7 protein-coding genes are annotated in these 12,394 nt (G+C 47.3%); all 7 read left to right on the plus strand.

Annotation, left to right across the window (positions count from 1 at the left end):
• Window positions 1–3,006, plus strand: a 3,006-nt coding sequence (locus Q5076_RS10115; RefSeq protein ID WP_303012897.1) for a TonB-dependent receptor, incomplete at its 5' end; no start/stop codon positions are given.
• A 24-nt stretch (window positions 3,007–3,030) separates the two neighbouring features.
• Window positions 3,031–4,647: a RagB/SusD family nutrient uptake outer membrane protein gene (locus tag Q5076_RS10120; RefSeq protein ID WP_303012898.1), complete on the plus strand. Its 1,617-nt coding sequence runs from the start codon at window positions 3,031–3,033 to the stop codon at window positions 4,645–4,647.
• A 20-nt stretch (window positions 4,648–4,667) separates the two neighbouring features.
• Window positions 4,668–5,513 carry a hypothetical protein gene (locus Q5076_RS10125; protein ID WP_303012901.1) on the plus strand — a complete coding sequence of 282 codons (846 nt, stop codon included), beginning with the start codon at window positions 4,668–4,670 and terminating at the stop codon, window positions 5,511–5,513.
• A gap of 263 nt (window positions 5,514–5,776) precedes the next feature.
• On the plus strand, window positions 5,777–7,033 hold the full coding sequence (gene hflX / locus Q5076_RS10130) for a GTPase HflX (RefSeq protein ID WP_303012903.1): 1,257 nt from the start codon (window positions 5,777–5,779) through the stop codon (window positions 7,031–7,033).
• 59 nt (window positions 7,034–7,092) lie between these two features.
• Window positions 7,093–9,081 carry a DUF4954 family protein gene (locus Q5076_RS10135; RefSeq protein WP_303012905.1) on the plus strand — a complete coding sequence of 663 codons (1,989 nt, stop codon included), beginning with the start codon at window positions 7,093–7,095 and terminating at the stop codon, window positions 9,079–9,081.
• A gap of 273 nt (window positions 9,082–9,354) precedes the next feature.
• A complete protein-coding gene (locus tag Q5076_RS10140; protein ID WP_303012906.1) occupies window positions 9,355–10,992 on the plus strand; it encodes a fumarate hydratase in 1,638 nt (545 codons plus the stop codon).
• A 109-nt stretch (window positions 10,993–11,101) separates the two neighbouring features.
• The gene (locus Q5076_RS10145) at window positions 11,102–12,262 is read left to right on the plus strand and encodes an acyltransferase (RefSeq protein WP_303012907.1); all 1,161 of its coding nucleotides are present in this window, start codon (window positions 11,102–11,104) and stop codon (window positions 12,260–12,262) included.
• Window positions 12,263–12,394 lie beyond the last annotated feature (132 nt).

The following is a 12,394-nucleotide window of genomic DNA, read 5'->3' on the forward strand; positions in this document are numbered from 1 at the left end:
AGTTCTGCTAAGACTTTGCAAATTTCGTACATCGGAATGCAAACTGCCGAAGTTGCGATTAAACCTCGTCTGAAGGTGATTCTTAAAACTGATGCGCAGCAGATTGACGAAGTGATGGTGGTGGCTTACGGTACTGCTAAAAAGTCCGCTTTTACAGGGTCGGCGGCTGTCGTCGGGACTAAAGAGATTGGAAAGATACAGACCAGCAATGCTGCTACGGCATTGACCGGAAAGGTATCCGGCGTACAGTTGAACATGGCTTCGGGGCAGCCCGGAACTGCCGATATGACGATTCGTATTCGCGGTATCAGTTCTATTACGGCCGGTAAAGACCCGCTTATCATTCTGGACGGAGCTCCCTATGACGGAGATATGAATAACCTGAACACCCAGGACATCGAGTCGATGACCGTATTGAAAGATGCTGCGTCGAGCGCCTTGTATGGTGCGCGTGGAGCTAATGGGGTCATTATCATTACTACAAAAAGGGGTAAGAGCGGTGATGCGCGTGTGACGGTAGATGCTAAATGGGGTTCGAACTCCCGCGCTACACGGGACTATAATTATATAAATGATCCGGCGCAATATTACGAGATGTATTACGGAACCTTGAAAAGCTACTTCATGAACTCGCAAGGTATGGACGCCGCTGCTGCCCATGCCGCAGCTAATAACAATATGTTTTCCAACGGCGATTACGGATTGGGATACAATGTCTATACAGTGCCTGACGGGCAATATGTGATTGGCAGCAACGGAAAGTTGAATCCGAATGCGACATTGGGAAGAGTCGTAAATTACAACGGGCAGGATTACCTGTTGCGTCCGGACGACTGGGTAGACGCAACCTATAAGAATTCCCTCCGGCAGGAATACAATGTGAGTGTAACGAGCGGAAACGACAAGTCTTCCTTTTTCGCTTCGTTCAACTACCTGAGTAACGACGGTATTACCGCGAAGTCGGATTTTGAACGTTTGACGGGCCGTCTGAAAGCCGATTACCAGGTGAAAAGCTGGCTGAAAGTGGGTGCTAATATGGGATATACACATTACGATTCCAATCAATTGGGCAATGACGGCGCAGCCGGCAATTCAGGAAACGTGTTCGCCTTCGTTTCCAATGTAGCGCCGATTTATCCGTTGTACATGCGCGATGGAAACGGAAACCTGATTTACGACTCTAACAATGTTTTGCGCTATGATTACGGAGATGGAGCCAATGCCGGGTCCAAACGTCCTGTGTTGTCCAATTCTAATGCGCTGTCGGATGCGATTTTGAATATCAACAATAAAGAAGGCAATGCGATTAACGCCAACGGATTTTTCGATATCCGTTTTCTGAAAGATTTCAAGTTCTCTTTCAATGCGGGCGTGAACGTAGACGAGATGCGCGTCAGTATGGTTACGAACCCCTATTACGGGCAATACGCCACTTCCAACGGTATTGCGTCAAAATATCATGACAGGACCATCTCTTATAACTATCAGCAGTTGTTGACCTATCAGAAATCTTTTGGCAATCATAATATTGACGTAATGTTGGGACATGAAACATATTGGTCTAAATTCTATAGGCTGTATGCCGACAAATCGAATATGTTCGACCCGACCAACAGCGAGTTGGACGGCGCCATCTCCAACGGTTCCGCCTCTTCCTATATAACAAACTATAATACGGAAGGATATTTCGGACGTGTGCAATATAACTTCAATGAACAATATTTTGTCTCCGGTTCTTATCGCCGTGATGCTTCTTCCAGATTCCATCCGGACCACCGTTGGGGTAATTTCTGGTCTTTTGGCGGCGCTTGGCTTCTTTCGAAAGAAAAGTGGTTTGATGTGGAATGGGTAGATATGCTGAAATTCAAGGCGTCTTACGGTTCGCAGGGAAATGATAATATCGGTGATTATCGGTACACGAATACTTACAAGATTGTAAATTCTTCCGGCAATCCGGCTGCAGTACCGGAAACATTGGGCAATAAAGAGATTACCTGGGAAACGAACGGCAACTTCAATATGGGATTTGAATTCGATTTGTTGCGCGGGCGCCTGTCCGGTTCTGCGGAATTCTTTGTAAGGAAAACAACGGATATGCTGTTCTCTTTCCCCTTGCCGCCTTCTTTCGGCTACACGTCTTACTATGCCAATGTGGGGGATATGCGTAACTTAGGCGTGGAGTTGGAACTGCATACGACTCCGGTTAAGTTAAAAGACTTTGAATGGAATGTCAGTTTGAACCTGACCCATTATAAGAATAAGATAACTTATTTGCCGGACGAACGGAAAACGATGTCGGTAGACAATGTGAAAGGATATAGCAGCACGAATTATTATTACGGTGAAGGCCAGCCGCTATATACCTTCTATATGAAGAAATCTGCCGGTGTGGGTGAGAACGGTGAAGCCTTGTACTGGAAAGATGTGACCGATGGAGATGGCAACGTAATAGGACAGGAGAAGACATCTAAATATTCCGACGCCTCTTATCATCTTTGCGGGACAGCTCTTCCGGATGTGTATGGCGGATTCAGCACTTCGTTATCTTATAAGAATTTCGACCTCTCCGTAGATTTTGTTTATCAGATAGGCGGCCAGTGCTACGACAGCGATTATGCTTCCATGATGTCCTCTCCGAATGCAAACAGCAGAGGCGGGGCTTTCCATGCCGATTTGTTGAAATCATGGAGCCCGGAAAACCCGTCGGCGACAATCCCGCGTTTCCAATTCGGGGATGACGACTATGGAGCTTCTGCTTCAGACCGTTTCCTGACGAGCGCCTCCTATTTGAGCCTGCAGAACATCAACCTGGGTTATACATTGCCGAAGGCCGTATGTCAAACGCTGGGCATGGAAAAACTGCGTGTCTACATGGCTTGCGATAACGTATGGCTGTGGTCGAAACGACAAGGGTTAGATCCGAGACAGAGCATCAGCGGTGCGGTGACATCTTCTTATTACGCTCCGATTCGTACAATATCGGGTGGCATCACTCTAACATTCTAACAACGTAAAAAGAAAGTTTCGAATATGAAAAATATAGCAAAGATTCTTTTAGGAGTTTGCAGCTCCGCTTTGATACTGACAGGATGTATCGAAGAGACTTTTCCGACAGATGTGGCAACAACGGAACAGCTCGGCTCATCTTCCAAAGCTACGGAAGCTTTATTGTGGGCGATGCCTGCTTATACGAACAAATATGACCAGTTCGGCATGACGCTGGAGGATGAAGAGCCCTATCACTTTGATTACGGATACGGGTCAATCATGCACATCCGCGACATCATGACCGAGGATATGGCGATAGCTTCCAGCAGCTATAACGCATGGTACAATGCCTGGATACAGAATCAGACAATCGGCGACTCGTATGTATATCCCCAGTATGTATGGAACTATTACTGGAAATTCGTACAGACTACCAACAACCTGATATCCGCCATCGACCCGGCTGGCGCAACCAATACGCAGCTCGGATATTTGGGGGCGGGGTATGCCTTCCGGGCATTTTTATATCTGGATATGGCACAGATGTTCGAGTTTCTGGAAAACGACGGAACGAGCGCGCCCAATGTCTTGAACCTGACTGTTCCCATCGTGAGAGAAACGACGACCGAAGAGGAAGCGCGCAATAACCCGCGTGCTCCGCACAGCCAGATGTTTGATTTCATTCTTTCGGATTTGAATATGGCTGAACGAAATATCGTCCTGCTGAGCCGCACTTCAAAAACACTGCCTGATTTAAGCGTAGTGTACGGATTGAAGGCACGCCTGTATCTGTGGGACAAGAACTATGCGGAAGCAAAAAACTACGCGCGTAAGGCTATTGATGCTTCCGGATGTACCCCGACGACGGAAAGCCAGTGGTTGAGCACCACAAGCGGTTTCAACGAACTTTCCACTCCGTCCTGGATGTGGGGTTCACAAATGCAGAAAGAAGACGAAGTGGTGCAGAGCGGTATCTTGAACTGGACCTCATGGTCTTCCAATGAGGCTACCTACGGATATGCGGGCGCCGGAGTGCAATTGATGATTGGAGCCAGCCTTTATAGCCGGATTTCCAATACGGATTTTCGTAAATTATCCTGGAAGGCTCCGGAAAACAGTCCTTTGTACGGGCAGAACCAGTATGTGGATGCCGCTTTCGGGGCGAGCCTTCTCGAGTATGCTTCTCTCAAGTTCCGTCCGGGTTCAGGAAACGGGTCGGACTATAATGTAGGTTCCGCCTGTGCATACCCGTTGATGCGCGTGGAAGAAATGTATTTTATTGAAGCCGAAGCGGCAGCCCATTTAAAAGCGGCCGACGGCATTGCGTTAGTCAATGATTTTATGAAGAAATACCGTGATTCCCAATATGAATGTAAAGTCACCGATACGGATGAAGTTGTTGAAGAAATCCTGTTTCAGAAACGAATCGAACTTTGGGGAGAAGGGTTGACTTTCTTTGATATCAAACGTTTGGACATGTCCGTGACACGCGGATATGAGGGGACGAATTTCAGTGATGCTACCCGGTTCAATACCGATGGCCGTCCGGCTTGGATGAATATTTGCATTGTTAAAACCGAGGGTAACAATAACTCTGCATTGGTGGGTTACGGTAATCCTGATCCTAGTAATTGCTATCCGTTGTGGAATGGCCAGTAAAATCATAAAATGTAACGAATATGAAAAGTTTATTCAGATATAGCTATCTATTTATTATAGGAATATCAGTTGTTCTAACAGCAGCTTCCTGTACAGACGATTGTGAAAGAGAGGCTTCTCCGGTAGTGACGGAGGGAGGTTATATCATAAGCGGGCAGAGCTCGTACTCATACGTGCCCGAAGACGAACAGTCTTTTAACATCACGGTAGCGCGTGCTGACGGGGCCGGAACGGCAACCGTACATTTGTCCGGTGACAATGATGATTTCACGGTTCCCTCCGAAGTCACATTTGCGGAGGGTGAAACTTCCAAAGACGTGAAAATCACTTTTGATATCGCTGTCGGCTCTTCCGCCGAAGTCACGATTCGTTGTGAAGAAGAATACGTGTACGGCATAACCAGCCAGACGATTTCGGTGAACCGTGATTATACATGGGAAAGCGCAGGCAAGGTTTCCATGACTTCCGGATGGGCGGGCAAGACTGCCGAAGTGCCTGTGGAAAGAGCTAAAGAATATAGCGGGGAAGGCTTCCTTTACCGTTTGAACAGCCCCTATTACGTATTGGAACCGAATGCGTGTCCGCAAGCGGGCTATCATATCCAGTTTACGTTGGATAATGAATACAATGCATTGAGCCTGCCCGTCCAGTTCCAGGAAATCGGTGAAGCGGAAGACGGCTACGGGAATTTCTATTTGGGATGGTTTGATACCGGCGAATATGACTGTTCTTTTACTAATGTGGGAAATGTGTTTACTATCAACGGGGTATGGGCTTATGATGAGAACGGAAGTTCGTTGACATTATATGCTTATGCCACAGAAGAATTCACATGGATTGAACAGTATCCCGGAACAGTGGAATAATTGCGGTAAACGCAAGAAGCCTGTACGGTTTCGTAAGTAATGCAAGAGCGGCGGTTTTAAAACATACATTTGAAACCGCCGCTCTTTTTGCCGTTAAAGGCGGTTGCCCGATTATCCGGTTGTATATGAGGATATTATTCCTTTCCGGAGTAGAGGCCGGGTATCTTTGCCGGGAATATAAAGATTAAATAAAGCCCGGCGGCAAACCTTTTAGTCAGCCTTTTTTGTTATATTTGCGCCCGTTATCATATAGAAAGTAAAAAATGAAAGAATTTGTAATATCCGAAGCCAAAGTAGAAACAGCGGTACTCGTGGGACTCGTCACTCAAACGCAGGACGAGCGGAAAACGGGCGAGTACCTGGACGAACTGGCTTTCCTTGCCGAGACGGCTGGGGCGGAGGTTGTGAAACGGTTTACACAGAAGTTGCCGGTTGCCAATTCGGTGACTTATGTCGGAAAAGGAAAATTAGAGGAAATCAAACAATATATCCGTAATGAAGAGGAAGAACAGCGTGAGGTAGGAATGGTGATCTTCGACGATGAGCTTTCGGCGAAACAGATACGCAACATAGAAGCGGAATTGAAGGTGAAGATACTGGACCGGACTTCGTTGATTCTCGATATATTCGCCATGCGTGCCCAGACGGCCAATGCGAAAACACAGGTGGAGCTTGCGCAGTACAAATACATGTTGCCCCGCCTGCAACGGCTTTGGACTCACTTGGAACGTCAGGGAGGAGGTTCCGGAGCCGGTGGAGGAAAAGGTTCCGTAGGACTTCGCGGACCGGGCGAAACACAGCTTGAGATGGACCGTCGTATTATCCTGAACCGTATGTCATTGTTGAAAGAACGCCTGGCGGAGATTGACAGGCAGAAAGCTACGCAACGTAAAAACCGCGGGCGCATGATACGTGTGGCATTGGTGGGCTACACCAATGTAGGGAAATCGACGATGATGAACCTGCTGTCGAAGAGTGAGGTTTTCGCCGAGAACAAGCTCTTTGCCACCTTGGACACTACGGTGCGTAAAGTGATAATCGATAATTTGCCGTTCCTCCTGTCCGATACGGTAGGATTTATCCGCAAGTTGCCGACCGACCTGGTCGAGTCGTTCAAATCTACGTTGGACGAAGTGCGTGAAGCAGACCTTCTCGTACATGTCGTAGATATTTCCCACCCCGGATTTGAAGAACAGATTGAAGTGGTGAATAAGACGCTTGCCGAAATTGGCGGCGGCGGCAAACCCGTGATACTTGTATTTAATAAGATAGATGCTTATACCTACGTGGAAAAAGCACCGGACGACCTTACCCCCCGAACAAAAGAAAACTTAACACTCGAAGAACTGATGAAGACGTGGATGGCAAAGATGGAAGACAACTGTCTCTTTATTTCCGCACGTGAACGAATCAATATAGACGAACTGAAGAGTGTGGTTTATCAACGAGTGAAAGAATTGCATGTTCAGAAATATCCCTATAACGATTTTCTTTATCAGACCTACGAAGAGGAGGAATAATTAATCAATATGCCGTTTTACTGATTGGGGGAAGCGGCATATTACTTATATTTATTAGTATGAAAGATTATCGTAGATTGACTGAAGATGAGATTCTTCAGTTAAAAAGCCAGTCGTGTCTGGCTGATGATTGGGGAAATGTATCGGTTGCAGAAGGGTTTAATTGCGAATACGTCCATCATACCCGTTTTTCGGGCGAAGTGAGGCTGGGGGTATTTGACGCCGAATTTACATTGCCGGGGGGCATCAGAAAACATTCTGGATTGCGTCATGTGACTTTGCATAATGTGACGGTGGGAGATAACTGTTGCATTGAGAATATCCAGAATTATATCGCCAATTATGAGATAGGCAATGATACCTTCATTGAGAATGTGGATATCATCCTGGTTGACAGACTGACGACTTTCGGCAATGGCGTGGAAGCGACGGTCTTGAATGAGACGGGAGGACGCGAAGTGTTGATTAATGACAAATTGTCGGCGCATCAGGCATATATATTGGCGCTATACCGGCATCGTCCGGAGCTGATAAACCGGATGAAGGCGATAACGGATTATTATTCCAACAAACATGCTTCTACCGTGGGCAGCATCGGCGACCACGTCATGATTCTCAATACGGGCTCGATTAAAAACGTCCGGATTGGCGATTATTGCCACATTTGCGGCACTTGCCGCCTGACGAACGGCAGCATCAACAGCAATGTAACCGCGCCGGTACATATCGGGCACGGGGTAATATGCGACGATTTTATCATCTCTTCCGGTTCCGATGTGGATGACGGAACCATGTTGAGCCGTTGTTTTGTCGGGCAGTCCTGCAAGCTGGGGCATAATTATTCAGCTTCCGATTCGTTGTTTTTCAGCAATTGCCAAGGGGAGAACGGAGAAGCTTGCGCTATTTTTGCAGGGCCTTTCACCGTGACCCATCATAAGTCCACTTTGCTGATTGCAGGCATGTTTTCGTTTATGAATGCGGGGTCGGGTTCCAATCAGAGCAATCACATGTACAAACTGGGACCGATTCATCAGGGGACGATGGAAAGGGGAGCCAAGACGACTTCCGATTCGTACATCCTGTGGCCGGCGCGTGTGGGGGCTTTTTCCCTGGTTATGGGACGCCACGTGAACCATGCCGATACTTCCAATCTTCCTTTTTCTTATTTGATAGAGCAGCGGAACACGACTTACCTGGTTCCGGGGGTGAATTTAAGGAGTGTGGGAACCATCCGTGACGCTCAGAAATGGCCGAAACGCGATAAGCGTAAAGACCCCAACCTGTTGGACTACATCAATTACAACCTTTTGAGCCCATATACCATTCAGAAGATGTTTAAAGGGCGTTCTATTCTGAAAGACTTGAAGCGTGTGTCCGGAGAGACTTCGGAGATTTATTCCTATCAAAGCGCCAAAATCAAGAATTCTTCTTTAAACAACGGGATTCGTTTTTATGAGATAGCCATCCATAAATTCCTGGGAAACTCTATTATAAAACGACTGGAAGGAATTAATTTCCAGAGTAATGAGGAAATCCGCCTGCGGTTGAAGCCGGATACGGAAATCGGAACCGGCGAATGGGTTGACATTTCCGGGCTGATTGCTCCGAAAAGTGAGATAGACCGGTTGCTGGACGGCATTGAGAACGGCTCTATCAACCGCTTGAAGTCCATTAACGCCAGTTTTGCGGAAATGCATGAAAATTATTATACATACGAATGGACTTGGGCATATAACAAGATTCAGGAATTTTACGGCTTGAATCCGGAGACGATTACGGCGCAGGATGTGATAGGCATTGTAAAAGCCTGGCAGCAGGCCGTAGTCGGGCTGGACAAGATGGTGTACGAGGACGCGAAGAAGGAATTCTCGCTCTCTTCGATGACCGGATTCGGCGCTGACGGTTCTCATGATGAGATGAAGCAGGATTTTGAACAAGTACGCGGAGATTTTGAGAGCAATACGTTTGTGACGGCCGTATTGAAACATATCGAGGATAAAACCGCCTTGGGAGATGAACTGATTAGGCGGATTGAGCATATCGCATGATTGCCGTCGGACCGGTATGATTGCCGTTGGATTGCTTAGGCAACTTTCAACCGTATAGCGGTGAACTGCAAACGATAAATGTCCGGCAAGTCGCTTTAATACTTGCATGGTCTGTCTGTCGTCCGCCGTTCGCCGCATACGGTCCGCTGCATGTTCCGGACTGTCTTGTCTCCGTTATTCATTCTTAATTCTTTCTCTTTCCTTTCTCATTCTTCATTCTTAATTATTACCTTTGCCTCACTAACTAACATTACGTAATAAAATAAGAAATTTATGGCAACACCTCCGTTTAAGTATCAGCCCATGTTTGAAAAGGGAAAGGATACGACCGAGTATTATCTGCTTACAAAAGACTATGTGTCGGTAAGTGAGTTTGAAGGACACCCCATCCTGAAAATCGAAAAAGAAGGTTTGACTGCAATGGCTAATGCGGCTTTCCGCGATGTATCGTTTATGCTTCGCCGTTCACACAACGAACAGGTCGCCAAGATTCTGAGCGATCCGGAAGCCAGCGATAACGATAAATATGTGGCATTGACTTTTCTCCGTAATGCGGAAGTCGCTTCCAAAGGCGTGCTCCCGTTCTGCCAGGACACCGGTACTGCCATTATCCACGGTGAGAAAGGCCAGCAGGTGTGGACGGGCTATTCTGACGAAGAGGCTCTTTCGCTGGGCGTTTACAAGACATATACCGAAGAGAACCTGCGTTATTCCCAGAATGCTCCCTTGAACATGTATGACGAGGTGAATACGAAATGCAACCTTCCCGCACAGATTGATATCGAAGCTACCGAAGGTATGGAATACGAGTTCCTTTGCGTAACGAAAGGCGGCGGTTCCGCCAACAAGACCTACCTCTATCAGGAGACGAAAGCCATCCTGAATCCCGGTACATTGGTCCCGTTCCTGGTCGAAAAGATGAAGACGCTGGGCACGGCTGCCTGTCCTCCCTACCATATCGCCTTCGTTATCGGCGGCACGTCTGCTGAAAAGAACCTGCTGACGGTGAAACTGGCTTCTACCCATTTTTATGATAACCTGCCGACAACGGGAAACGAGTACGGACGCGCGTTCCGGGATATCGAACTGGAAAAAGAAGTGTTGAAAGAAGCTCACAGGATTGGTCTCGGTGCACAGTTCGGCGGCAAATATCTTGCCCATGACGTACGTATCATCCGCCTGCCCCGCCACGGCGCTTCTTGTCCGGTAGGGCTGGGCGTATCCTGCTCTGCCGACCGCAATATCAAATGTAAAATCAATAAAGACGGCATCTGGATTGAAAAGTTAGACTCGAATCCGGGCGAGCTTATTCCGGTGGAATTGCGTAAGGCCGGCGAGGGCGACGTGGTGAAAATAGACCTGAACCGTCCGATGCCTGAAATCCTGAAAGAACTGGCTAAATATCCGGTGGCTACCCGCTTGTCGTTGAATGGCACGATTATCGTAGGCCGTGATATCGCCCATGCCAAACTGAAAGAACGTCTGGACCGCGGCGAAGATTTGCCGCAATATATCAAAGACCATCCTATCTATTATGCAGGTCCGGCAAAGACTCCGGCGGGGATGGCCTGCGGTTCTATGGGACCGACCACGGCAGGACGTATGGACCCGTATGTAGACTTGTTCCAGAGTCATGGCGGCAGCATGATTATGCTGGCGAAAGGCAACCGTAGCCAGCAGGTGACGGATGCCTGCAAGAAGTACGGAGGTTTTTATCTCGGTTCCATCGGCGGTCCGGCGGCTATCCTTGCCCAGAACAATATCAAGAGTATCGAGTGTGTGGAATATCCCGAATTAGGCATGGAGGCCATCTGGAAGATTGAGGTGGAAGATTTCCCGGCATTTATTCTGGTAGATGACAAGGGCAATGACTTCTTCAAACAGTTGAAACCGTGGAATTGCGCCAAGTAAGCTGCCTGTTCTTCCATTTGTAGAATATTCATTTAATAAGGGATACCTGTCGATTGTTCATGTAGGTATCCCTTTTTTACTAATTTCTCCTTTTTGTTTGTTAACTATTATGAAACCACCGACAATCGAACTATCCAATCAAAAGAACCGGCATATCGTATGGCTGGATGTAGTACGTTTTATTGCAATGTTTACAGTTGTTTGCTGCCATTGCACCGACCCTTTTAATTTTTATCCGGGCACTGCTCCCAATATCGGGGAAATCAAATTATGGGGAGCCGTCTACGGAGCCGTTCTCCGGCCTTGCGTGCCGTTGTTTGTCATGATAACGGGAGCTTTGCTTTTGCCTGTCAGGGGAGATGCTTCCGCTTTTTATAAAAAACGTATCACCCGTGTGCTTTATCCGTTCCTGATTTGGTCTGTTATCTATAATCTTTTTCCCTGGCTGACAGGCGTATTGGGGCTGGACCCTAAGATTATCCTTGACTTTTTCCCTTATTCCGGTGAGGAAGTGATGCAACAATCCTTCTCGGTAGCTATGCAGTATATTCTGACGATTCCTTTTAATTTCTCCCTCTTGGCGGTGCATATGTGGTATATTTACCTGCTCATCGGGCTTTATCTTTATTTGCCCGTTTTCTCCGCATGGGTGGAAAAAGCTTCGCAGCGGGCTAAGTTGATGTTTTTACTGGCTTGGGGAGTGACTTTGCTCCTGCCTTACTATTATCAGTTTGTTTCTCCTTATTTGTGGGGCTCCTGCTCCTGGAATTCTTTTGGCATGTTGTATGCGTTTGCCGGGTTCAACGGATATTTGTTATTGGGGCATTATTTGAAAGACCTTGACTGGAGCTTGAAGAAAACGTTGGCTATCGGCATTCCGATGTTTGCGGTTGGATATGTTGTGACGTTCTTCGGTTTCCGCCACATGACGGCATTGCCGGATTATACGGACGAGATGTTGGAACTTTTCTTTACGTATTGTTCCCTGAACGTGGTAATGATGACAATTCCCATATTTATGCTGGCTAAGAAAGTCAATGTCCGTTCGGAAAGAATGCGGAAAGCGCTGGCGGATTTGACCGTGTGCGGTTTCGGCGTTTATATGATACACTATTTCCTTACCGGTCCGTCTGTGGTATTGGTAAGGGCTGTCCATATTCCTGTTCCTCTGCAAATCCCGGTAGCCGCGGTGATTGCTTTTGCCGTTTCCTGGTTGATAGTGCATCTGGTGAACCGTATGGGCAAACCCGCTAAATATATTATGGGATAGGTTCTGCGCCAAGTACGGGAACCGGCAGAAAATTCCCTTCGTTTTCACCTCCGTATAGTTCGGGGCATTTACTGAATATCCCTACAAAAAAGCCAACTGATTCGCAATACTTTAAGTATGAATCAGTTGGCT

Origin of the sequence: uncultured Bacteroides sp. (assembly GCF_958445495.1) — a bacterium.
GTDB lineage: Bacteria > Bacteroidota > Bacteroidia > Bacteroidales > Bacteroidaceae > Bacteroides.

Coding starts and splice junctions, on each gene's coding strand:
- Q5076_RS10120 (WP_303012898.1), top strand. CDS start 3,031: ATGAAAAATATAGCAAAGATTCTTTTAGGAGTTTGCAGCTCCGCTTTG.
- Q5076_RS10125 (WP_303012901.1), top strand. CDS start 4,668: ATGAAAAGTTTATTCAGATATAGCTATCTATTTATTATAGGAATATCA.
- hflX (WP_303012903.1), top strand. CDS start 5,777: ATGAAAGAATTTGTAATATCCGAAGCCAAAGTAGAAACAGCGGTACTC.
- Q5076_RS10135 (WP_303012905.1), top strand. CDS start 7,093: ATGAAAGATTATCGTAGATTGACTGAAGATGAGATTCTTCAGTTAAAA.
- Q5076_RS10140 (WP_303012906.1), top strand. CDS start 9,355: ATGGCAACACCTCCGTTTAAGTATCAGCCCATGTTTGAAAAGGGAAAG.
- Q5076_RS10145 (WP_303012907.1), top strand. CDS start 11,102: ATGAAACCACCGACAATCGAACTATCCAATCAAAAGAACCGGCATATC.